At 73.9% G+C, this 21,608-nt stretch carries 19 protein-coding genes; 6 read left to right on the top strand and 13 right to left on the bottom strand.

Annotated features, from left to right (window positions below):
* Positions 1 to 31 precede the first annotated feature (31 nt).
* Positions 32 to 475 carry a VOC family protein gene (locus GQR16_RS12225; protein ID WP_157415417.1) on the top strand — a complete coding sequence of 148 codons (444 nt, stop codon included), beginning with the start codon at positions 32 to 34 and terminating at the stop codon, positions 473 to 475.
* A gap of 52 nt (positions 476 to 527) precedes the next feature.
* Here GQR16_RS12225 and GQR16_RS12220 read toward each other — a convergent pair whose 3' ends face one another.
* The 9 genes from GQR16_RS12220 to GQR16_RS12180 form a co-directional block, all read right to left on the bottom strand.
* The gene (locus GQR16_RS12220) at positions 528 to 1,172 is read right to left on the bottom strand and encodes a response regulator transcription factor (protein ID WP_157415416.1); all 645 of its coding nucleotides are present in this window, start codon (positions 1,170 to 1,172) and stop codon (positions 528 to 530) included.
* Complete coding sequence (locus GQR16_RS12215; protein WP_157415415.1) at positions 1,169 to 2,386, bottom strand: sensor histidine kinase; 1,218 nt, start codon at positions 2,384 to 2,386, stop codon at positions 1,169 to 1,171. Before GQR16_RS12215 ends, GQR16_RS12220 begins: the two co-directional genes overlap by 4 nt.
* A gap of 4 nt (positions 2,387 to 2,390) precedes the next feature.
* Positions 2,391 to 3,170, bottom strand: coding sequence for a DUF2306 domain-containing protein (locus GQR16_RS12210; protein WP_157415414.1), 780 nt, complete (start codon positions 3,168 to 3,170; stop codon positions 2,391 to 2,393).
* Between the two features lie 89 nt (positions 3,171 to 3,259).
* Positions 3,260 to 6,565: an Ig-like domain-containing protein gene (locus GQR16_RS12205; protein WP_157415413.1), complete on the bottom strand. Its 3,306-nt coding sequence runs from the start codon at positions 6,563 to 6,565 to the stop codon at positions 3,260 to 3,262.
* 115 nt (positions 6,566 to 6,680) lie between these two features.
* Positions 6,681 to 7,046 (bottom strand): iron chaperone, encoded by a 366-nt coding sequence (locus GQR16_RS12200; protein WP_157415412.1) that lies wholly within the window; start codon positions 7,044 to 7,046, stop codon positions 6,681 to 6,683.
* Complete coding sequence (locus GQR16_RS12195) at positions 7,043 to 8,431, bottom strand: carboxylesterase family protein (RefSeq protein ID WP_170298482.1); 1,389 nt, start codon at positions 8,429 to 8,431, stop codon at positions 7,043 to 7,045. The genes GQR16_RS12200 and GQR16_RS12195 overlap by 4 nt, the downstream gene beginning before the upstream one ends.
* A 126-nt stretch (positions 8,432 to 8,557) precedes the next feature.
* Positions 8,558 to 10,588 (bottom strand): hypothetical protein, encoded by a 2,031-nt coding sequence (locus GQR16_RS12190; protein WP_157415410.1) that lies wholly within the window; start codon positions 10,586 to 10,588, stop codon positions 8,558 to 8,560.
* Complete coding sequence (locus tag GQR16_RS12185; RefSeq protein WP_246200781.1) at positions 10,588 to 13,620, bottom strand: MMPL family transporter; 3,033 nt, start codon at positions 13,618 to 13,620, stop codon at positions 10,588 to 10,590. Before GQR16_RS12185 ends, GQR16_RS12190 begins: the two co-directional genes overlap by 1 nt.
* A 211-nt stretch (positions 13,621 to 13,831) precedes the next feature.
* Positions 13,832 to 14,587 carry an endonuclease/exonuclease/phosphatase family protein gene (locus GQR16_RS12180; protein WP_170298481.1) on the bottom strand — a complete coding sequence of 252 codons (756 nt, stop codon included), beginning with the start codon at positions 14,585 to 14,587 and terminating at the stop codon, positions 13,832 to 13,834.
* A gap of 160 nt (positions 14,588 to 14,747) precedes the next feature.
* Here GQR16_RS12180 and GQR16_RS12175 point away from each other — a divergent pair, with 160 nt between their 5' ends.
* From GQR16_RS12175 to GQR16_RS12165, 3 genes are read left to right on the top strand one after another with little or no spacing between them, the layout of a single operon-like run.
* On the top strand, positions 14,748 to 15,434 hold the full coding sequence (locus tag GQR16_RS12175; protein WP_246200779.1) for an NUDIX hydrolase: 687 nt from the start codon (positions 14,748 to 14,750) through the stop codon (positions 15,432 to 15,434).
* A 43-nt stretch (positions 15,435 to 15,477) separates the two neighbouring features.
* The gene (locus GQR16_RS12170) at positions 15,478 to 16,254 is read left to right on the top strand and encodes an SDR family oxidoreductase (protein WP_157415408.1); all 777 of its coding nucleotides are present in this window, start codon (positions 15,478 to 15,480) and stop codon (positions 16,252 to 16,254) included.
* Between the two features lie 29 nt (positions 16,255 to 16,283).
* On the top strand, positions 16,284 to 16,886 hold the full coding sequence (locus GQR16_RS12165; protein ID WP_157415407.1) for a DUF4232 domain-containing protein: 603 nt from the start codon (positions 16,284 to 16,286) through the stop codon (positions 16,884 to 16,886).
* 61 nt (positions 16,887 to 16,947) lie between these two features.
* Here GQR16_RS12165 and GQR16_RS12160 read toward each other — a convergent pair whose 3' ends face one another.
* From GQR16_RS12160 to GQR16_RS12150, 3 genes are read right to left on the bottom strand one after another with little or no spacing between them, the layout of a single operon-like run.
* Positions 16,948 to 17,268: a hypothetical protein gene (locus GQR16_RS12160; protein WP_157415406.1), complete on the bottom strand. Its 321-nt coding sequence runs from the start codon at positions 17,266 to 17,268 to the stop codon at positions 16,948 to 16,950.
* A 9-nt stretch (positions 17,269 to 17,277) separates the two neighbouring features.
* Positions 17,278 to 17,703: a GNAT family N-acetyltransferase gene (locus GQR16_RS12155; protein ID WP_157415405.1), complete on the bottom strand. Its 426-nt coding sequence runs from the start codon at positions 17,701 to 17,703 to the stop codon at positions 17,278 to 17,280.
* Positions 17,704 to 17,744: 41 nt separating this feature from the next.
* On the bottom strand, positions 17,745 to 18,362 hold the full coding sequence (locus GQR16_RS12150; RefSeq protein WP_157415404.1) for a dihydrofolate reductase family protein: 618 nt from the start codon (positions 18,360 to 18,362) through the stop codon (positions 17,745 to 17,747).
* A 173-nt stretch (positions 18,363 to 18,535) separates the two neighbouring features.
* On the opposite strand from GQR16_RS12150, the gene GQR16_RS12145 reads away from it, so the two are divergent.
* Positions 18,536 to 19,417, top strand: a complete 882-nt coding sequence (locus tag GQR16_RS12145) for an intradiol ring-cleavage dioxygenase (RefSeq protein ID WP_157415403.1) — start codon at positions 18,536 to 18,538, stop codon at positions 19,415 to 19,417.
* Positions 19,418 to 19,463: 46 nt separating this feature from the next.
* Here the strand turns inward: GQR16_RS12145 and GQR16_RS12140 are convergent, their stop codons facing one another.
* On the bottom strand, positions 19,464 to 19,931 hold the full coding sequence (locus GQR16_RS12140) for a heme-degrading domain-containing protein (RefSeq protein WP_157415402.1): 468 nt from the start codon (positions 19,929 to 19,931) through the stop codon (positions 19,464 to 19,466).
* 139 nt (positions 19,932 to 20,070) lie between these two features.
* On the opposite strand from GQR16_RS12140, the gene GQR16_RS12135 reads away from it, so the two are divergent.
* Positions 20,071 to 21,600 (top strand): ATP-dependent DNA ligase, encoded by a 1,530-nt coding sequence (locus GQR16_RS12135; protein ID WP_157415401.1) that lies wholly within the window; start codon positions 20,071 to 20,073, stop codon positions 21,598 to 21,600.
* Positions 21,601 to 21,608 lie beyond the last annotated feature (8 nt).

Here is a 21,608-nt window from a genome sequence, read left to right as displayed (position 1 = left end):
GGAGGGCGGGCGCCGGGAGCACACTGAGTGCATGGCGATCGAAGATGAGAACCCGAACTCCTCCGGCGCGAGCAGGGGGCCGGGCGTGCGGCAGCTCCGGCTCGTCGTCGAGGCCGAGGACTTCGAGCAGGCGCTCGCGTTCTACCGCGACGTGCTCGGCATGACGGAGCAGGAGGCCTACGACGGCGACGAGGGTGCACGGGTCGTGATCCTCGACGCCGGCCGCGCGACGCTCGAGCTGTCGAATCCGGCGCAGGTGCGGTTCATCGACCGCGTCGAGGCCGAGGGGCAGCGCAGCGACCGGCTCCGCGTCGCGCTCGAGGTCGACGACAGCGCGGCGGCGACGGCCGACCTCGTCGAGGCCGGCGCCGAGCTGATCGCCGAGCCCCGCGAGACGCCGTGGCGTTCGGTCAACGCCCGCCTGCGCGGCCCGGCGGGCCTGCAGCTGACGCTCTTCCAGGAGTTGGACGGCTGATCGCACCGCCGAGGCGGTCTGCGCGAGGCGGTCGGGCCGAGGCGCAGGAGCGCTAGCGACGGGCGTCGGTCGCCCAGATCGCCAGCTCGACGCGATTGCGGGCGCCGATCTTGGCCATGATGCTCGCGATGTGGGTCTTCACGGTGCTGAGCGAGATGTGCAGCTCGCGGCCGATCTCGACGTTGCCGAGGCCGCGGGCGACCGCGCCGGCGACCTCCAGCTCGCGGTCGGTGAGCGGGCTCGACGGCGGCGTCCGCGGTTCGGGCGCCGTGCCCGCGAACGTCTCGATGAGCCGCACGGTCACGTTCGGGTCGATGAGCGCGTCGCCCCGGGCGGCGGCGTGGACCGCCTCGCGCAGCAGCGTGGCCCCGGCGTTCTTCAGGAGGAATCCCCGGGCACCCGCGCGCAGTGCCGCGTAGACGTACTCGTCGAGGTCGAACGTCGTGATCACCACGACGGGCATCGGGTCGGCCACGCCGGGCCCCGCGAGCTCGCGCGTCGCCGTGATGCCGTCGGCCACCGGCATCCGGATGTCGAAGAGGCACACGTCGGGGCGCAGCGACCGCGCCATGGCGACGGCCTCGCGGCCGTCGATCGCCTCGCCGACCACCTCGATGTCGGGCTGCGCGTCGAGGATCATGCGCAGGCCCGTTCGCACGAGCTCCTGGTCGTCGGCGATGAGCACGCGCACGGTCATGTCGTCGTCTCCGTCCAGGCTTCGCGCGGCAGCACGGCGGAGACCCGCCAACCGTTCGTCGCGTCGTCGGCGTCGCCGCCGGGCGCGGGGGCGACCGGACCGGCGGTGCACGTGCCGCCGAGCAGCGAGGCACGTTCGATCATGCCCGTGATGCCGTATCCGGGGCGGGCGGATGCCACGGGCCGGCCGTCGTCGCGCACCTCGAGCTGCACGCCCGATCCGTCGACCCGCACGTCGACGTCGACGCGGGTCGCGCCGGGCGCGTGCCGGCGGGCGTTCGTCACGGCCTCCTGCGCGAGCCGGAACACGGCCGCGCCGACCGCGGGCGGCAGCGCCTCGAGATCCCCGGCGACGGTCACCTCGACGTCGAGATCGCCCGGCCCGGTCGCGGATGCCGCGAGTCGCCGCACGTCGCCGGCCGACGGTGCCGGGCTCCGCTCCGCGGCGTCGACGCCCGGGTCGCCCGCGTCGCCCGTTCGGCCCGGTCCGCCGTCGCGGCGCAGCACGCGCACCATCGAGCGCATCTCGTCGAGCGTTCGGGACGCCTCGAGCTCGATGGTGCGCAGGACGTGCGCGGCGGCATCCGGATCCCGGTCGGCGACCGCCAACCCGGCCTGGGCCTGGATCGCGATGGCCGAGACGTGGTGGGCGACCGTGTCGTGCAGGTCGCGCGCGAGCTGCTCGCGCTCGAGCAGGCGCATGCGGTCGAGCTCGCGCGCCCTGGCCCCCGCGCGCCAGCGGAACGCCAGGCCGAGCGACCAGGTCGTGACGACGACGGCCGCGCTGCCGATCAGGTCGGCGATGCTCGGGGCGCCGGTCGCCAGGCTGAGCGCCCAGCCGCCGAGCACGAGTGCACCGCCGCCGAGCATCGCCCGGCCGGACCCCCAGCGCATGACCGCGTAGACGAGCACGAGGAAGTAGGCGGTGGTGAACAGCTGCGGATCGTCGCCGGTCGCGAGGCCGAACGCCGTTCCGGCGCCGAACGCGATGGCCAGCATGGTGAAGGGGCGCGTGCGCCGCCAGAGCAGCGTCGGCACGAGCGCGAGGAGGGCGACCCCCCAGGCCCAGCGCCACGGCACCTCTGGGCGCAGCGCGGCCTCGACGACGACGAGCGGAACCAGCACGCCCACGAGCGCCCAGTCGCGCCACACGCGCCGAGGCGGTGGCGGAACCGCGGCCGGCGCGCTCCACAGCGACCGCAGCGGGCTCGTCATGCCCTCATGATAGGTGCGCGGCATCCGTCGCCGAAGGCAGGTCGAGCGCCGCACGCGTGCGCGAGCGCGGCCCTGAGTCGGGGCCGGGGCCGAACATGCCGCTCCGCGCGCGCCTGCGGATGACCAGCTCGGCGACCGCGAGGTTGATCGCCCAGCCGAGCGCCATCAGCACCGTGTACGCGAACTCGTCGGGCTCGCCGACGAGCAGCGCCCAGGGCATGATCGTGAGCACCTGCGTGCCGGCGCCGAGGCCGATCGCGTAGGCGCGCGTCATCCAGGCGCTGTGGGTGCGCACGTCGCCGCGGCGGATCGCGAGGAGCGCCACGACGATCGCCGCCGCCATCGCGGGGGCGAGCACCACGCGGATCAGCATGAGCGCGAGTCCGCTGTTGTCGGGCAGGTCGTAGGCGACCGCCATCCAGAGTCCGGATGCCGCCGACAGGAGTCCTGCGGGAGCCACCACGCGCCCCGCCAGGCGGTGCCAGCGTCGCCGCCGCAGCGAGGGCGCGAACTGCAGCGCCCCCACGAGCAGGAACACCGTGGACCCGATGATGTGCGCGATCACGGGAACGGGGGAGTCGAAGAAGCGGGCGTTCTCGGCCGTGACCTCGGCGCCGCTGCCGAGCTGCGCGAGCCGGCTCGACCCCGCCGCCATGGGCACGAGCGTCAGGGCGATGAGGCCCGCCGGCGCGAGCCACTCGGGGCGGCGGCCTCGGCGTGGAGCACGGGCGGGGCGACTCGTGCGCCCGGTGCCGGCAGGTCGGCTGCGCTGGATCTCGGTCATACGTCGATGCTCGCGAACGGGGGGCGCGGTCGCATCGTCCCGTCGGCTCGACCTGGCTCGGCCGATCGGCCGATGCGGGGCACGTGCGATCAGCGGCGCGGCCGGGCGTGCCGCAGGCGGCGGGTGCTGAGCGCCAGCACGCCTCCGGCGAGCAGCAGCACCGCGGCGGGGAGTGCGGTGAGCGCCCAGGCGCCCGTCGCGGGCAGCCCGCCCGCTTCGCCGGAGGTCGATCCCGCGGGCGCAGCCGGGTTGCCCGGAACGACGCCGGGCGCCGGCGGCTCGGCGGGCGGTTCGACGGGCGGCTCACTCGGCGGCACGACCGGTGCCGGTGCGACATCCACGAGGATGCTCGACCGCGCGAGCGTGCCGTTCGCGTCGAGCACCGTGTACGGCACGACCGGCGTCAGCCCCGAGAAGCCCTCGGCGGGGGTGAAGGTCACGGCTCCGCTGTCGGGGTCGACGACGAAGGTGCCGACCCCGTCGAGCGAGAGCGTGCGGCCGTCGTCCGAGAGGGCTCCGGGGTCGACGCCGACCGGGAGTTCGAGGCGAACCGATCCGGGCACGAGGGGAGCAGGGGCGCCTCCGTCGGCCTCGTTGCCGTCGACGTCGTTGCCCAGCACGTCGATGACCGTCGGCGAGCCGAACGGTGCCGAGACGTTGTCGACGCCGGCCACCGGCGTGACCGGGGTGACCGAGATCACGAGCACGGCGCTCGCCGACGTGCCGTTCGCATCCGTGACGTTGTACGGCACGGGCGTGGCCTCGCCGACGAACGTCGCCACGGGGACGAACCCGACCACGCCCGACACGGGATCGACCGTGTACGCGCCCTCGCCGGGCACGACGAGCGATCGCCCGTCGGCGCCGAGCGTCGTGCCGGCGGGGGCGCCGGAGGGCACCTGCAGGCGCACGCTCGCGGGGTCGAGCGCGACCGCATCCACCCCGGGCAGGTCGTTGCCGAGCACGTCGACCGAGGTCGCCGTCGCCTGCGGCGTGACCGCGGCATCCGGCGACGGGTTCGGCACGACGGGAGTGACCGCGATCGAGATGACGGATGCCGCGACGGTGCCGTTCGCGTCGGTCACGGTGTAGGGCACGGGCGTCGCGTCGCCGGTGAACGAGGGGATGGGCGCGAACTCGACCTCGCCCGATGCGGTCACCGTGTAGGTGCCCTCGCCGGCGATCGTGAGCACGCCGTCGGGCGAGAGCGAGGAACCTGCGGGCGCGCCCGGAGGCAGTTGCAGGGCGACGGACTCCGGGCGGAGCGGCACGGCGGCCGTGCCCGGTTCGTCGTTGGCGAGCGGCTGCAGCCGGAGGGGCGTGCCCTGATCGGTGGTCGCGGCGTCAGGTCGGAGGCTCGGCGTCACCGGCGTCACGTGCACGACGATCGTCGCGGTCGCCGTGCGGCCCTCCGAGTCGAGCACCGAGTACGGTGCGGGCGTCGTGGTGCCGACGAAGGCCGGGTCGGGCGTGAAGACCGTGAAGTCGGTGCCGGGGTCGAGCGTGTACGTGCCCTCGCCGCCGATCACGAGCGTGCGGCCGTCGTCGGACACGCTCGAGCCGGGCGGGGCCGAGGGCGGGAGCGAGAACTGGATCGAGTCGGGCAGGAACGTCGCCGTGGCCGACGAGGGCGCGTCGTTCGCCGTGATCGGGCCGGACGCCGTCGTGCCCTGCAGCGTGAAGATCTCGTCGATCGTGCCGATCGGCTCATTCGCCGCGCTGACCGTGATGACGATGTCCGCGGTCGCGACGGTGCCGTTCGTGTCGGCCACGGTGTACGGCACGGTCGTCGCGACGCCCGAGAACGCGGGGTCGGGCGTGAACGTCACCCAGAAGTCGTCGCCGATCGCATACGTGCCCTCACCCGGGATGACGAGCGTCTTGCCGTCGGGCGCGAGCGTCGAGCCGGGCGGCGCGTCGGACGGCAGCACGAACGCCAGCGACTCGAGCACGAGCGGCACCGACGGGTCGCCCGCGACGTCGTTGGCCCACGGGCGGAACCGCTCGGGTTGCCCCATCGGCGTCGCCCTCGGGTCGTCGGTGGCCAGCGGAGTGACCGCGGCGACCTCGATCGTGACGGTCGACGTGGCGACGCCGCCCCGACTGTCGGCGACCGAATACGGGACGGCGGTGGTCAGGCCCGTGAACGCCGGCTCGGGCGCGAACGTCGCCACGCCGTCGGGATCGACCGACCACACGCCCTCACCCGGAATGCTGAGCTGTCGGCCGTCGGGCGAGAGCACGGTGCCCGCCGGGGCACCCGGCGGCACCGTGAATCGCACGCTGTCCGTCACGAGCGGGAACGCCTCGGATCCGGGCAGGTCGTTGTCGAGCAGCGGGTGGCTCACCGCGATGCCCTGCAGCGTCGATGCGGCGTCGACCTCGGCGAGCGGTGCGGGCGGGGTGACGAACGGGAAGTCGACGGCGTCGGCATCCGATTCGGTGAGCGAGAACGTGCGGTCGGCCAGCGCCGCGATGCCCGCCGGCGGCGCTACCACGGCGCGGTACGGCCCGGTGGCGATCAGCAACGGCAGGCTCCACGCGCCGGACGCCCCCGATACGGCCGTGCCGACGACCGTGCCCGCGTCGTCGTACACCGTGACCGTCGCGCCCGCGAGCGGTGCGTCGTCGAGCGTGACCGTGCCGCCGGCCGAGAACGTCTTCGCGACGAACCAGGTCTGGTAGATCGGGAACCCGCTGCGCCACCGGTACGACATCGTGAGCGAGGCGATCGGCACGCTCGGCGCGAACCAGGCGGTCGCGCCGTCGGTGTCGGCCGCTCGTGCGTTGCCGAGGAGGAGGCCCGTCGCGCCGTCGTCACGCCACGACGGCCGGTCGTTCAGGTTCGCCGCATCGCATGATGGTCCGCCCGCGCGATGGCACGAGTTGTAGGACTCCTGGTAGCCGAGATCGGCGACGGCGACCGGCGCGCCGCCCGGGCCCGTGGCCGAGAGCGTCACCTCGTCGGCATCGATGTCGCCGAGCACGAACGCCCAGCCCGACGACGGCGTCGGCGTCGCGAACGTGTAGACGGTGACGGCGGGCGACGCGGCGTTGTTCGCCGCCGGACGCTGGGTGAGGTACGTCCGGTCTCGGCTGGAACCGAAGACCGAGCCGACGGGCGTGCTCGCGGCCTGCCAGGTCGAGGCGCCGCTGATGACCGTCGCCGCACTCGAGGTCGACGTGAACGTCGTCGCCGGAAAGTTGCCGGGCATCGCGACGCTGCCCGTGAACGGCGCCGCCGAGACGCCGAACGTGCCCCACGTGTCGACCTCGGCCGCGCTCGCCGGAGTCAGCCCCGACGTCGCGAGCACCACGGCGGTTGCGACGGCCGCCAGTGCGGCGGCCAGGCCACGGCGAGGAGACGTTCCACGTCGCCCCGTGCGCACACCCATGCAGCCCCCGCTCCACCCAGCCCCGTGAGGGTAATCGGTCGAGCGGCCTGCCACAAGGGCGAGCGGATGCCGGGCCGCGCCGTGCGCAGGTCGGTCGCCGCCGTGCCGCGTTGGGTCAGTCGCCGCCGCGCAGGTCGACCACGAGTCGGGCGATGTCGCGCACGAGGTCGAGCGGCAGGGGCTTGGAGTAGGGCAGGTTCACGGTGTCCTTGGCCGCGCGCCACGGTGCGATGCGCTCCTCGAGCTCGCCCTCGGTGTGCGGAACGGGGTAGAGCCCGATGTGCTTCTTCCACCCGGCGAAGTGCAACCAGTAGCGGCCCTGGATCGCCACGGCCGGGATGTCGTACCGGAGCTTCTCCTCGGCGTCGGGCAGCACCTCGTGGATCGCCGCGCGCACGGCGGCGAGACGCTCGGCGGGTTCCCCCTCGAACGTGGCGAGGTACTCGTCGACGGTGGTGGGCTTGGCGGGCGTGGCGTTCACGAGATCTCCTCCAGGGTCAGGCCGCCGCGCCAGCCGGCGCCGACGGGGATGCGCTTCTCGCCGATGCGCCCGGTGCGGGCGAACTCGACCCAGGCCGATCGCAGGGCGGCGCCGGCCGGTGCGAGCGTCGCAGCGCCGTGGGGCGCGAGCAGCGCCGCGCGCGACCAGGCCTCCTCGTTCGGGAAGAGCAGCGGCAGCTCGATCGCGTGCGCGGCGCCGAGCGGGCTCCCGTCGGGGCGTCCGTCGAAGACGCCGACCTGCACCGAGGCCCCGGCGCCGGCCATCAGCTTCGCGAACCGGCGCCCCTCGCGGGAGTACACCGACCTCGTCGTGGCGCCGACGAGCACGCGACGCGCGATCGCGCCGATCACGGGCACCCGGAACAGCCGTTCGAGCTTCGGCACGGTGCCGAGGTAGAACATCGTCTCCTCGGTGGTCCACGTGACGAGCACCTCGAGGCCGGGTGCCCGGCGCTTCCAGGCGGCCTCGACGGCGGCCTCCGCGGGCAGCGGCGCTCGCGCGTACTCGGGCCCGAAGCTCATGCCCGAGCGCAGGCCGAAGCCCGACCCCGCCTGTTTCGCGACGAGTTGCACGGCGCCGATCTCGTCGGTCGTGGCATCCGCCGCGATCTCGCCGACGGCCGCGCGCATCTTGCCGTACATCTCGTCGCGATCGGTGCGGATGCCGAAGGGCGCGCTCTGCAGGATGACGCGCGTGATGAGCCCGTCGGCGCCGTCGGCGGCGAGCACGTGCACGAGCGCGTCGGCGCCGGACGACTGCCCGAACACCGTGACCTGCTCGGGGTCGCCGCCGAAGCCCGCGACATGCTCGCGCACCCAACGGAGCGCCGTGACGACGTCGAGCAGGCCGAGGTTGGCGGGGCGACCCGCGGCGCCGTCGCCGGCCGCCGCGTCGCCCAGGAACCCGAGCAGTCCGAGGCGGAACGTCGGCGCGACGACGATGACGCCGTGCTCGCGCGCGATCGCGGAGGCGTCGAAACCCGCGAGGTCGCCCGCGTTCGAGACGTGCGCGCCGCCGTGGATCCAGACGAGCACGGGCAGCGGGCCCTCGGCGCCGGCGGGTCGCGTCACGGTGAGGCGCAGGCAGTCCTCGTCGAACCTCGCGCCTTGGAGCGGCTCGCCGAGCACCGCGGCACTCGGGCTGGGCGGCTGCGGGCACGCGATCGTCGTGAACTGCAGATCGGCGGATGACGCGGGGTCGGGCACAACGGGCTCGGCCGGCGCGAACCGATCGGCCCGCGCGTACCGGATGTTGCGGATGCGCTGCACGCCGTCGTCCTCGACGGCCAGGAACGCACCCCACGGGGTCTCGACGGTGGCGAGGTCGGGGAGCCGGTCGGGCGCCCGCTCGGAGAGGTCGGTCATCGCACGATTCTGCCGCAGTGGGCGGCTCCGCGGCCAGCATCGGCGCGACGAAGCGGCCATGGGTCGGCACGCCGACATCCCGGTGGGCGGATGCCTGCGGCCGGCCGATGGCGCGACCGCCGCTGCTCAGACCGCGTCGCGCCGATCCGCCGCCGGCCTCGGGCCGCCGCGCCGGGCGACGACGCCGGCCAGCACGAGCGCCGCGCCGAGCAGGCCGAACAGCGCGAGCGGGAGCAGCGCGAGCCAGCCGCCCGCGGCGTCGCCGGTGAGCGTCGCGAGCAGCATCGTGCGGGCCGAGGCGGTCGGCGCGGCATCCGCGAGGCGCGTGAACGCGTTCGGCACGGTCGAGGTGAGGCCCGCGACGAGTGCGACGAGGCCGATCGCGAGGGCGACGAGGCGGCCGACACCGCCGAACGCGGCCGCCAGCCCCTGGTTGACCACGGCGAAGACCGCCCCGACGGCGAGGCCCGCAGCGGTGAACCACACCCACTCGGCGGGCCCGAGCGGCACTGCGGCCAGCACGACGACCGCGACCACGAGCCCCTGGGCGGCGCCGAGCGCGAGGGCGGGCCAGAGGCTGCGACCGGCGATCGAGGTCGACGACGCGGCCGTCAGCAGGCGGCTGCGGGGAACCGCCGTGCGTGCGAGCGCGAGCAGCATCGCGCCGAACCAGAGCGCGACGACCGCGAACAGCGGCGCCGAGGTGACGCCGCGCTGCGCGGAGTCCTGATCGGCGAGCACCGGCAGCGACACGACCGACGAGAGCGTCGCGATGTCGCTCGCGCTGTACGTCGGGAGCTGCTCCGCCGCGCTCGACAGGCCGTCGGACAGTTGGGCGGCCCCCGCGTCGAGCTGGTCGGCGCCCGACGCGAGCGACTGGGCACCCGTGCTCAGCGACGCCCCGCCCTGGTCGGCCTGCGCGGCGCCGGCGGCGACCTGATCGGCGCCCGCGGCGGTCTCGTCGAGGCCGTCGACGAGCACCGACAGTCCGTCGGCGAGTTCGGCCGACCCCGTGGCGACCTGCCCGGCTCCTGACGCGAGCGCGTCGACCTTGCCCCCGGCATCCTGCAGGCGGGTGAGCGCGCCCTGCGCCTGCTCGCAGAGGCGCCCAGGGGGGATCCGGCAGATCTCCGCGACGACCGCGGCGAGCTGCGTGGTCGCGGCGTTCAGCGCCGACGACGCGGCGGCCGTGGCATCCGCGACCGCGGCTGCGCCCGTGGCGATCGCGGCCGAGTCCGCCGGCAGCGACTGCGAGGCGGCGTCGAGCTCGCCGAGTCCGGCGTCGAGCGCCGCGGCGCCCGTGTCGAGCGACCCGAGGCCGGCCGCGAGCTGCGCGGCACCGCTCGCGAGCTGATCGGCGCCCGAGCTCACCGAGGCGGCGCCGTCGGCGACCTGCGTGGCGCCGTCGGCGGCGCCGGCGATCTGCGACTGGATCTCGTTGAACCCGTCGTAGACGTTGCCGAGGTACTGCGAGGTCAATTGCCGGTTGAGCGAGGCGACCGCGGTCTGCGTGACGACGTCGGTGAGCGCGGGGTCGAGGTACGCGGAGGCGGGCGTCGTCGCGATCTCGATCATCGCCTGCCGCGCCTGCGCCGCGGGGCCGCCCATCGAGGTCGCCGCGGCCGAGAACGACGCCGGGATCGTGACGACCGCCGCGTACCGCCCCGACCGCAGACCCGCCGCGGCGTCGTCGTCGTTCGTGAGCACCCACGAGAAGTTGCCGCCGTTCGAGGTGTCGATCGGGATCGCGGCGGCCGGGTCGGGGGTCGGCGTCAGAGTGGGCGTGCCGGTGGGTGAGGCGGTCGCGCCCGGACTCGCGCTCGGGTCGGCCGTCGGCGTCGGCGCAGGCGTGGGCGTCGCGGTCGCCGTCGATGCCCCGGTGCCGGACGACGCATCCGACGAGCCCGACGCATCCGCCGACCCGCCCGCGATGAGCCCGGCCGCGAACTGCCGCCCGAGCGGCACGGTCGACCCGTTCACCGTGACGGGCACGTCGTCGTTGACGATCGCGGCCGTGACCCGGTCGAGCGAGCTCGTCGGTTGGGTGAGCGCCCAGGTCAGCACCCCGCCGATGAGGAGCGGTGCGGCGAGCACCCCGGCGATGCCGAGCCGGGTGATTCGCTCCCGACCGGCGGTCGCGCCGAACCGCCCGGCCATCAGCGCGCACCCCGTTCGGCGGCGAGCGCCCGGGCGTCGTCGTCGACCGAGCGCCCGGCGACGGATGCCGCGTGCACCGCGCAGGCGGCCGGCAGCACGTCGCCGGCACCGTCGGGGTCCTGCGACGAGACGACGATCGACAGCGGCTGTTCGCCGTGGCGGCTCGCGTGTCCGTGCGCCTCGGCGAGCAGCGCGGCGATGTGCCGCCGCACGTCGGGGTCTCCGACCTCGTCGAGCCCGTCGACGAGCACGAGGTCGCGCGTGTTCCAGAGGGCCGTGCGCACGAGCGCGACCGCGTCTGCGGATCCGGTGAGCAGGGCGACGGCCGTCCCGCCGCGCACGGTGGCCGTGCGCGGCGGCAGCACGAGCCCGCACACCTTCACGAGCCCGGCGGCGACGGGGCGCCGGGCCCCGAGCGCGAGCAGCACGTCGCGCCGTTCGTCGGCGGTGCCGCCGAAGATCACGAGCGCGTCGCCCGCCTCGAGGCGAGCGTCGAACCCCCGACGCGCGGCCGCGGCATCCGAACCGCTCGTGTCATCGGGCCCGCCAGGGGTCTCCGCCTCCTCCTCGTCGAGGATCTCGACCTCCTCGGCCTCGTCGCCCGACTCGTCGGCCTTCCCACCGACGCGCAGCCCCTCGGCCGCGATCACGAGCCGCTCGCCGCCCTCGGGCCAGTCGGCCAGCGCGAACTCCGCGGTCAGGCCCTCGCCCTCGATGTCGAAGCCGGGCAGTGCGCGGTCGAGCCACGCGGGCATCCACCAGGCGTGCCGCCCGAAGAGCACGAGCACGGCCGGGATGAGCGTCATGCGCACGAGGAACGCGTCGATCACCACGCCCACCGCGAGGCCGAACGCGATCGGCTGGATCGAGGCGTCGCCGTCGGGCACGAACGCGACGAACACCGAGAACATGATGATCGCGGCGGCCGTGACGACCCGGGCCGATGCGACGAATCCGCGGTGCACGGCGCCGACGGTGTCGGGCTCCGCACCCTCCTGGTGCACGTAGTCCTCGCGCATGCGGCTGACGAGGAACACCTCGTAGTCCATCGCGAGGCCGAACAACACGCCCATGAGGATGATCGGCATGAAGCTGATGACCTGGCCGACGTCGGCGACGCCGAGCAGGTCGGCCGCGAAGCCGTCGACGAAGACGAGGCTCGTGAGTCCGAACGCGGCGCCGATCGAGAGCACGTACCCGAGCGCGGCCGTCACGGGCACGACGATCGAGCGGAACACCATCGCGAGCAGCACGAGCGAGAGCCCGACCACGAGCAGGCCGAACGGTGCGAGCGCCCCCGCGAGGCGATCGGAGATGTCGATGCCCGCGGCGGTGTACCCGGTGACCGAGAGGCTCACGCCGTACTCCGCCTCGAGCTCGTCGTGCATGCCGCGGAGCGTCGACACGAGCTGCTTCGTCTGCTCGGAGTCGGGCGACCCCTCGGGGATCACCTGCACGATGCCCGTGTCGCCGGTCGGGTTCGGCGTCGTCAGCGGAACCGAGGCGACGCCCGGCACGGCCTCGAGCGTCGCACCGAGGTCGTCCATGAGCCCGACCGGGTCGGTCGACTCGATGATGAGCCCGGTGACGATGAGCGGCCCGTTGAACCCCGGCCCGAAGTGCTCGGCGATGAGATCGTAGGTCACCCGCCCCGGCTCGGACTCGTCGAGCGACCCGGCGTCGGGCAGCGCGAGGCGCAGGTTCGCCGCGGGCACGGTCGCGAGCGCGAGCAGCCCGACGATGAGCACGACCGTCACGATCGGCCACCTCGTCACGCCGCGCACCCAGCCGCCGAAGAATCCACGGGGGACGGATGCCGCGGGCGCGGCCTCGCGCGTCGGCAGGGCGTCGTCGGAGTCGGAGTCCGCATTCCGGGGTCCGGCGTCGGATGCCGCGGTGCCGGAGTCCGCCGTGCGCCCGTCGCCGACCGGCCCGTCGCCGACCGGCTCGTCGCCACCGGGGTCGGCCGTCTCCTCCGCATCCGGCCCGCCCGTGACATCCGGCCCGCCCGTGACATCCGGCCCGCCCGTGACATCCGCCCCCGGATGACCCGGCCGATACCGCTTCGCGACCACTCGCCAGCCGGCGAACCCGAGCAGGGCGGGCGTGAGCGTGAGCGAGAGCGCGACCGCCGTGGCGACCGCGAGTGCGGCGGCGACGCCCATCGTCGTGAGGAACGGGATGCCCGCGACCGCGAGCCCGAGCAGCGCGATGATCACGGTCATGGCCGCGAACACGACCGCCGAGCCCGAGGTCGCGACGGCGCGCGCGGCGGACTCCTCGACGTCGAGGCCTTGTTTCAGCTGGTCGCGGTGGCGCGACACGATGAACAGGCCGTAGTCGATGCCCACCGCGAGGCCGAGCATGAGCGCGAGCAGGGGCGTCGTCGAGGTGATCGTGAGGAACCCGGTGCCGACGAAGACGATCGCGAGCGAGACGCCGACGCCGAGCAGCGCCGTGACGAGCGGGATGCCGGCCGCGGTGAACGACGCGAACGCGATGAGCAGCACGAGGTAGGCGACGAGGATGCCGAGCAGCTCGGTGATGCTGATGCCCGTCGAGGTCTGGGCGAAGAGCTGCCCGCCGACCGCGACCTGGGAGCCGTCGGGCAGCGCCTGCTCGAGGTCGGCCCCCGCGGCCTGCAGTGCGTCGGCCGTCTCGGGCGTGACCGAGGTCGACGCGACGCTCAGCTGGATCGGCACGAGCGCGGCCGAGTCGTCGGGGGCGAGGTCCGCCGAGCCGGGGGTCGCGTAGGGCGAGCTCGCGCCCTCGACCTGCGGGATCGCCTCGATGTCGGCGATCGTGGCCTCGACGGCCTGCTGGAACGCGGGGTCGGTCACGTCGCCGCCGTCGGGCGCGACTGCGATGAGCTGCGCCGTCGCACCGCTCACCTGCGGAAAGGTGCGGGCGAGCGCGTCGAGCGCATCTTGAGACTCGGTGCCCGGGATGCTGTACGTGTTGTCGGTGCCCTGGCCGATGAGCGCGGCGCCCGTGAAGCAGACCGCGAGCACGCCGATCCAGAGCACGAGCATTCGCCCCCGTGCTCGGAAGGCCCACCGACCCAGTGCGTACAACGCGGAGGACATCTGCCAGTCGTTTCGGCCGCCGCGCGGGGGAGGTGCCTCCGTGGGGCGATTGTGCTCAGGCTAGGGCTCGCGCGGATGCCGGGGCAAGCACCGGTTCAGGGGGTTTCTCACTGCGCGGCGGATGGCGCGGATGCCGCGGCCGCACGCCCAGACCGGCTCAGGCGACGTGCGGGGTGTCGTCTTCGATGCTGAAGATGGGGGCGCCGTCGACCGGCGCCTCGACGGACGCGGCGGCGGCCGTGACATCCGCGTACTCGGTGTCGACGAGGATCGGCAGGTGGTCGCTCGACCCGCGGGGGAGGGTCTCGACCTTGCGGATGTCGAAGCCCGCCGAGGTCGCGAGGTCGAAGTGCCCGCGGAAGAACTTGTAGCGCGTGTAGGTGCGGCTGTCGCTGAGGGTCAGGTCGTAGCCCGCCTCGCGAACCTTCTCGGCCAGGTTGTCCTTGAAGATCGGGTAGTTGTAGTCGCCGACCATGAGGGTCGGCAGGTTCGGCCCGAGCAGTTGCAGCTCGCCGAGCGCGGCCTTGATCTGGTGGCGGCGCAGCGAGTTCAGCGCCGTGAGCGGGGCCGCGTGGAACGACGCGACGATCGCCTCGCGCCCGTGCACGCGGTCGAACACGCGGGCGCCGAGCAGCCGCTCGTGCGCGGGTTTCGCGATGCGATCGTGCAGCGACTTCTTGAGCGCGACCGTGCGCAGGTCGCGCACCTCGATGCGGTCGGGGCGGTAGTACACCGCGAGGCCGAGGCGGTTGCCCACCGTGGAGTGCGCGAGGCGCAGGCGCCCGACGTGCTCGGCGAGGTCTTGGGTGTCGCACTCCTGGAGGCACACGAGGTCGGGCGAGTAGCGCGAATCGAGCGCCGCGAGTTCGGAGATCGCGCGATGCTTTCGGAGGTTGTAGCTGATGACCAGCATCCGATCAGAATAGGACTCCGCGGTGTGATTCGGCTGGGGGTTGCGCTGCGAGTTCGCCGGGCGTTCACGTGGAGCGGCCTGAGTGCGCATGCCGGGCGTGCGCGTCGCCGGGCGGTGGCAGGATGGCAGACATGCTGTTCCACGACGACGGGTGCGGTTCGTGAGCGACCCCGCGGGCGCCAGGGCCGAGCTCGTCGCCCTCTGCGAACGCGGCCTCACCTGGCACGCCGACTTCCCGCGATGGGGTGCGGATGCCGCGAGCCGCCGTCCGGCCGCCGTGCTCGTGCTCTTCGGGGTGCTCGACGACCTGCCGGCCCGGGTCGGCGCCCCCGCCGTCGCGCGGGAGCTCGACGTGCTGCTGCTGCGTCGTGCAGCGACGCTCGGCAGCCACCCGGGTCAGATCGCGTTCCCCGGAGGGCGCATCGAGGCATCCGACGACGGACCGATCGCGGGCGCGCTGCGCGAGGCCGCCGAGGAGACCGGCGTCGACCCCGCCGACGTCGAGCCGCTCGGCACCCTCGCGCCGCTGCCGGTTCCCGTGAGCAACCACCTCGTGACCCCGGTTCCCGCGTGGTGGGCGAAGCCGTCGCAGGTCGCCGCCGTCGACCACGACGAGTCCGTCGAGGTGTTCCGGGTGCCGGTCGCCGACCTCCTCGACCCCGCGAACCGCGGCAACACGCAGATGGCCTTCGAGGGCCGCGTCTACCGGGGTCCGGCGTTCACGGTCGGCGGGCGCGTGGTCTGGGGCTTCACCGCGCTCGTGCTCGACCGCATGTTCGACGAGCTCGGCTGGAGCGAGCCGTGGAACCCCGACCGCATCGTCGAACGCGACGACCTGAACCGCTGATCCGCCGAGTCGCGCGGGCTCGGCAACCGAACGGAGTGCACGCATGAGGATCGCCGTCGCCGGAGGAACCGGAACCGTCGGACGCCACGTCGTCGACGCCGCCCGCGAGCGGGGGCACGAGGTCGTCGTGCTCACGCGCTCGAACGGCGTCGACCTGATCGCGGGCACGGGCGTCGCGGCCGCACTCGACGGCGTGGATGCCGTGATCGACACCGCGAACGCGAACGCGAGGTCGGCCGACGCGGCGACGGAGTTCTTCACGACGACGACCCAGACGCTCCTCGCGGCCGAACAGGCTGCCGGCGTCGGCCACCACGTGACGCTCTCGATCGTCGGCATCGACCGCGCGCCCTACGGGTACTACGCGGGCAAGCTCGCCCAGGAGCGCGCGGTCGAGGCGGGTGCCGTGCCGTTCACGATCCTGCGCGCGTCGCAGTTCCACGAGTTCGCCGAGCAGATGCTCGGCATGCTCTCGTTCGCGGGCCTCCACCTGGCGCCGAGACTCGCCTCGCAGCCGGTCGCCGCCCGCGAGGTCGGGCAGCGGCTCGTGCAGCTCGCCGAGCAGGGCCCCGTCGGACGCGGCCCCGACTTCGCCGGTCCGCAGCGCGAGGACGTGTCCGACATGGTCCGGCGTCTGGCGAAGGCCCGAGGTCTGCGGGGCCCCGTGCTCGCCGTCTCGCTGCCCGGCAAGCAGTTCGCGGCCATGCGCCGCGGTGACACGCTGCCAGGATCCGACGCCGTGCTCGCGACGCAGACGTTCGACGCGTGGCTCGCCGAGCAGGTCGCGATCCCGGGCAACCCGGCCCGGCCTCTGCCCTGATCGACCCGCCGCGCCGTACCGTGGCGCCCATGCGAACCTCGATGATCGTCGCCGCATGCTCGCTCGCGGTCGGACTGCTGCTCACCGGTTGCGCGGGCGCCGGAACCTCGCCGAGCCCGTCGCCGACGGCGTCACCGGCGTCATCGCCGTCGGCATCCCCGACACCGACCTCGACCGCCTCGGTCGACCCGAACGCGCCGGCCGGGCAGTGCGCCGACGACGTGCTCGAGGTGACGGTGCGCACGGCACCCGACGGCGGCAGCGCCGGGCACACGAACTCCCAGGTCGTCTTCACGAACACCGGCTCGACCTCGTGCGAGCTCCGCGGAGCGCCCGGCGTGTCGGTGCTCGACGCGAGCGGCGCCCAGCTCGGCGAACCGGCCGATCAGTCGGAGCCCGCCTCCCCGCCGACGATCACCATCGCCGCGGGCGGCACGGCGTTCGCGGCGCTCTCGGCGGTGAACATCGGCACCGACGGCGGCCCGCTCGCCGGCTCGTGCACGGTCGCCGAGGGCACGGCCTACCGGGTGTACCCGCCGCACAGCTTCACCGCGTTCGACGTGTCGGCGACGGTTCCGGCGTGCTCGAACAGCACGGTGTGGATGGACGTGATGGCGGTCGAGGCGGGCTGAGGCCCGCCGACGCCGACGCCCACAGCCCGCCGCGCGCGGGCGCAGGCCGGTTCGACCGGCGTTACGGCGTGATCTCGTCGAGGTAGGCGTGCGCCTCGACGGCGATCGTCGCCCACCGCTCGGCGCCGTCGGCATAGGGCACGACGGCCCACTCCCGCATCGGGCGGCCGCGCATGACCATGTTGTCGAGCCGCAGCTCCTCGATGCGCGCCTCGGGCAGCTTCACGACGAGCCGGCCGTCGGTGGAGACGAAGGCGAAGAGCTTGCCGCGCACCGAGTAGCCCTCGGATCCGAACATGCGGCCCACCGCGACATCCGGATGCCCTCGGAGTTCGTCGGTGACGGCGTCGAGCCGCTCGAGCCCCCGCTCGCGATCGTCCATGGGGCGACGCTACTCCGTCGGTGCGAGGCGCGCCATCCACCGACCGGGCTCGGCGAGCGGCTCGAAGCCGAACTTCGCATAGAGGCCGTGCGCGTCGGCCGTCGCGAGCATCGTGCGGCGCAGCCCGAGCGGCTCGAGGTCGGCGACCACGCCCTCGATGAGCGCGACCCCGACGCCGTGCCCGCGCACCGACGGATCCACGTACACGTCGCAGAGCCACGCGAACGTCACGCCGTCGGTGATGACGCGCGCGTATGCGACCTGTGCACCCGACGCCTCGTCGTAGACGCCGTAGTTGCGCGACGCGTCGATCGCGGCGTCCTGCCGCTCGCGCGGGCGGCCGAGCGCCCAGTAGGCGTCGGTCGAGAGCCAGTGGTGCACGCGCTCGCGGTCGAGGTCGTCGCGGTCGGTCGAGAAGCGGAATCCGGGGCGCATCACCCCATCATCGGGCACGCGGGGTCGCGGCGCTCGCCGCGCTACTGCGCCGACATGTCGAATCCCGTGACCGCCGGGCCCGCGGGCGTGTAGACGAGCAGCATCGCGCCGCTCGGGAACGCGCGCGGCGGCTCGGCCAGCGCGAACGCGGTCGGCACGAAGCCGTCGCCCTCGCCGTCGAACAGTCGCTTGCCCTTGCCCAGGGCGACCGGGTAGAGGTACAGGTTCAGCCGGTCGACGAGCCCCGCCTCGAGCAGCGAACGCACGAGGTCGCCGCTGCCGATCACGTGGATGTCGTCGAACCGGTCCTTGAGCGAACGCACCTCCGCGACCTCCGCCAAGGCCGTGGTGCCCTCCCACCCCGCCGAGGTGAGCGTGCGCGACACGACGAACTTCGGCATCGCGTTGAACTTCACGGCGATCGGGTCGTCGCCCTGGTGCGGCCAGTACCCGGCGAAGATGTCGTAGGTGCGGCGGCCGAGCAGCAGCGCGTCCATGCCCTCGATGCCGGCCATGATCGCCCCGCCGGCCTCCTCGTCGAGGAAGGCGCCCTGCCACCCGCCGACGTCGAACCCGCCCGCGACGTCTTCTTGGGGGCCGCCCGGCCCCTGGTAGACGCCGTCGAGCGTGATGAACAGGTCGACCGAGACGGTTCCCATGGTGTGCTCCCTCGCAATGCGGATGGCCGGCCGCACGTGCGGCGTCCGGCGCGACCATCATAGGAATCCCATCGGACATCCACAGGGGGTTGCAGGACGTCCGCGTCACACTGGGCGCCACGCAGGCATTCCGCCCCTGGCATCCGGCCCGGGCAAGCCGGAAGGAGCACGACATGGCGACCGACCCCCGCTGGATCGACGAGCACGGCGACGAGATCGACGAGGACCACCGCGGTCTCGTCTACGACATCCGCACGCTCGTCGACCGCCGGCGCGCGCTCGGAATCTTCGGCGGCGTCGGACTCACGGCGCTGCTCGCAGCGTGCTCGGCCGACCCCGAGCCGACGGCGACCGCCTCGCCGAGCGCTTCGGCATCGGCATCCGCGACCCCGACGCCCACACCGAGCGCCAGCGCCGCGGCGACCGGCCCGCTCGACGAAGTGCCCGACGAGACCGGCGGCCCGTACCCCGGCGACGGCTCGAACGGCGTCAACGTGCTCGACGACTCGGGCATCGTGCGCAGCGACATCCGCTCGTCGTTCGGGTCGTCGTCGACCGTGGCGCAGGGCGTGCCGCTCACGATCGCGCTCACGGTGCGGGATGCCGCGACGGGCAGCGCACTCGTCGGCGCGGGCGTGTACCTCTGGCACTGCGACCGCGACGGCGGCTACTCGCTCTACTCGAACGGGCTCGAGAGCGAGAACTACCTGCGCGGCGTGCAGGAGACCGACGCGAACGGCACGGTGACCTTCACCTCGATCTACCCGGCCTGCTACACGGGGCGTTGGCCGCACATCCACTTCGAGGTCTACTCGGATGTCGCGACGGCCGTCGCGAGCGGTCCCATCGTGAAGACCTCGCAGATCGCCCTGCCGCAGGAGGCGAACGACGCCGTGTACGCGACCGCGGGATACGAGCAGAGCGTGCGCAACGCCTCGCAGGTCAGCCTGTCGACCGACAACGTGTTCAGCGACGACGGCGGCATCCACCAGATCGCGAACATGTCGGGCTCGGCGGCGGCCGGGTACACGGCGGCGCTCACGATCGGGGTGTGAGCCCCGCCGGCTCCGAGGGGCGGATGCCGGTGGCGGGCGCCGGGGCTCAGCGGGCGCGGAAGCGGCGCACGGCCTCGGTCGCGACCTCGTGGTCGATGACGTCGGGCTCGCCCGAGACCGTGATCGTGCCGACGAGCTCGCCGTCGACCCGGATCGGCAGCGAGCCGCCGTGCGCCCGGTACACGTCGTGGTCGACGTCGTTGCGCTCGCCGAACGGCGTGCCGGCCTCCTCGTGACGCCGCCGTACGAGCAGCGACGGCTCGCCGAAGCGCTCGACGACCGCGGCCTTGCCCGCCAGCCACTCGTCGTTGTCGCGCCCGGTCTCGCGCAGCTTCGCCTGGAACACGACGTCGCCGCGCAGCACGATGCGCACCGCGAGGTTGAGCCGCCGCTGGCGGATCACCTCGATCGCGGTGACCCCGAGGTCGACGGCGTCGTCGTTGACGAACGAGTCGACGTCGAGCTGCGGTTGGGCTTCGAGGTCGGCGACGCTGAAGACGGGAAGATCGGACATGTCGACTCCTCAGATCGGGTTCGCCCAGAGTAGTGGCGGCGGCGCTCGTCGGGCGAGTGGATGTCGGTGAACGTCGTCCGGCGGGGCGCCGCCGTCCGTGGCCGCTGCCGACGTCGGCGGTCGGTGCGAGACTGACCCCGTGCTGCTCGCCGAGCTCGTCACCACCGCCCAGACCGTCACCGCGACCCGCTCGCGGCTGGCGAAGATCGAGGCGCTCGCCGCAGTGCTGGCGCGGCTCGAGCCCGACGAGGTCGAGCCCGCGGTGGGCCTGCTCGTGGGCAAGCCGCGTCAGGGGCGGCTCGGCGTCGGGTGGCGCGGCGTCGCGTCGGCCACGGCGTCGGTCGAACCGGCGGCCGAGGCCACGCTGACCATCGGCGACCTCGACGCCGCGTTCGAACGGCTGGCCGCGGCATCCGGAACCGGATCGAGCCTCGACCGCACCCGCGAGCTGCACGACCTGCTCGCGGCGGCGACGGCCGACGAGCAGGAGTTCATCGCCAGGGCGCTGCTCGGCGAGATGCGCACGGGCGCGCTCGAGGGCGTGCTCGCCGACGCGGTCGCGAAGGCCGCCGACCGCCCGGCCGCGAGCGTGCGACGGGCGGCCATGCTCCAGGGCGACCTCGGCGCCACGGCGCTGCTCGCCCTCACGGGCACGATCGACGACCTCGAGGCCGTCGGACTCGTGGTCGGGCGACCGGTGCAGCCCATGCTCGCGGCGACCGCGCCGAGCGCCGCGGCGGCCGTCGAGACCACGGGCGAGGCGTCGGTCGAGTACAAGCTCGACGGCGCGCGCATCCAGGTGCACCGCCGGGGCGACGACGTCCGCGTGTTCACGCGCAACCTCGCCGACGTGACGCATCGGTTGCCCGAGGTCGTCGACGTCGTGCGCGCGCTGCCCGTGCGCGACGTGATCCTCGACGGCGAGACGCTCGCGCTCGACGAAGACGGCGGGCCGCGACCGTTCCAAGAGACCATGTCGCGCTTCGGCGCCGATGCCGCGCGCGAGACCCTGCTGCATCCGTGGTTCTTCGACGTGCTGCACGTCGACGGACGCGACCTGCTCGACGAGCCGCTCTCGACGCGCATCGCCGAGCTCGCGCGCATCGCCCCCGAGCACCGCATCCCCGGCGAGATCACGGCCGAGCCCGAGGTCGCCGAGCGGGTGTCGCGCGAGGCGCTCGCCGCCGGTCAGGAGGGCGTCGTCGTGAAGGCGATCGACGCGCCCTACGCCGCCGGCCGCCGGGGCGCGAGCTGGATCAAGGTCAAGCCCGTGCTCACCTACGACCTCGTCGTGCTCGCGTGCGAATGGGGTTCGGGTCGGCGCACGGGCCTGCTCTCGAACCTGCACCTCGGGGCGCTCGATCCGGTCGGCGAGTTCGGCGAGCCGGGCTCCTTCGTCATGGTCGGCAAGACGTTCAAGGGGCTCACCGACGAACTGCTGCGATGGCAGACCGAGCGGTTCCCCGAGATCGAGACCCGGCGCACCGCGAGCACGGTGTTCGTCGAACCCGTCACGGTGGTCGAGATCGCGATCGACGGCGTGCAGCGGTCGAGCCGCTACCCGGGCGGCATCGCGCTGCGCTTCGCGCGCGTCAAGCGCTACCGCGACGACAAGCCCGCCGCCGAGGCCGACACCATCCAGACGCTGCGCGCACTCCTCCGCGGGTAGCCGCAGCG

Source organism: Agromyces allii (assembly GCF_009749385.1).
In the GTDB taxonomy this organism is placed as follows: domain Bacteria; phylum Actinomycetota; class Actinomycetes; order Actinomycetales; family Microbacteriaceae; genus Agromyces; species Agromyces allii.
This window is presented reverse-complemented; position numbering and strand designations above follow the sequence as displayed.

What these genes read in the sequence shown, in the direction of transcription:
- GQR16_RS12225 (WP_157415417.1), top strand. Translation starts at nt 32, where the DNA reads ATGGCGATCGAAGATGAGAACCCGAACTCCTCCGGCGCGAGCAGGGGG.
- GQR16_RS12220 (WP_157415416.1), bottom strand. Translation starts at nt 1,172, where the DNA reads ATGACCGTGCGCGTGCTCATCGCCGACGACCAGGAGCTCGTGCGAACG.
- GQR16_RS12215 (WP_157415415.1), bottom strand. Translation starts at nt 2,386, where the DNA reads ATGACGAGCCCGCTGCGGTCGCTGTGGAGCGCGCCGGCCGCGGTTCCG.
- GQR16_RS12210 (WP_157415414.1), bottom strand. Translation starts at nt 3,170, where the DNA reads ATGACCGAGATCCAGCGCAGCCGACCTGCCGGCACCGGGCGCACGAGT.
- GQR16_RS12205 (WP_157415413.1), bottom strand. Translation starts at nt 6,565, where the DNA reads ATGGGTGTGCGCACGGGGCGACGTGGAACGTCTCCTCGCCGTGGCCTG.
- GQR16_RS12195 (WP_170298482.1), bottom strand. Translation starts at nt 8,431, where the DNA reads ATGACCGACCTCTCCGAGCGGGCGCCCGACCGGCTCCCCGACCTCGCC.
- GQR16_RS12190 (WP_157415410.1), bottom strand. Translation starts at nt 10,588, where the DNA reads ATGGCCGGGCGGTTCGGCGCGACCGCCGGTCGGGAGCGAATCACCCGG.
- GQR16_RS12185 (WP_246200781.1), bottom strand. Translation starts at nt 13,620, where the DNA reads ATGCTCGTGCTCTGGATCGGCGTGCTCGCGGTCTGCTTCACGGGCGCC.
- GQR16_RS12180 (WP_170298481.1), bottom strand. Translation starts at nt 14,587, where the DNA reads ATGCTGGTCATCAGCTACAACCTCCGAAAGCATCGCGCGATCTCCGAA.
- GQR16_RS12170 (WP_157415408.1), top strand. Translation starts at nt 15,478, where the DNA reads ATGAGGATCGCCGTCGCCGGAGGAACCGGAACCGTCGGACGCCACGTC.
- GQR16_RS12165 (WP_157415407.1), top strand. Translation starts at nt 16,284, where the DNA reads ATGCGAACCTCGATGATCGTCGCCGCATGCTCGCTCGCGGTCGGACTG.
- GQR16_RS12160 (WP_157415406.1), bottom strand. Translation starts at nt 17,268, where the DNA reads ATGGACGATCGCGAGCGGGGGCTCGAGCGGCTCGACGCCGTCACCGAC.
- GQR16_RS12155 (WP_157415405.1), bottom strand. Translation starts at nt 17,703, where the DNA reads ATGCGCCCCGGATTCCGCTTCTCGACCGACCGCGACGACCTCGACCGC.
- GQR16_RS12150 (WP_157415404.1), bottom strand. Translation starts at nt 18,362, where the DNA reads ATGGGAACCGTCTCGGTCGACCTGTTCATCACGCTCGACGGCGTCTAC.
- GQR16_RS12145 (WP_157415403.1), top strand. Translation starts at nt 18,536, where the DNA reads ATGGCGACCGACCCCCGCTGGATCGACGAGCACGGCGACGAGATCGAC.
- GQR16_RS12140 (WP_157415402.1), bottom strand. Translation starts at nt 19,931, where the DNA reads ATGTCCGATCTTCCCGTCTTCAGCGTCGCCGACCTCGAAGCCCAACCG.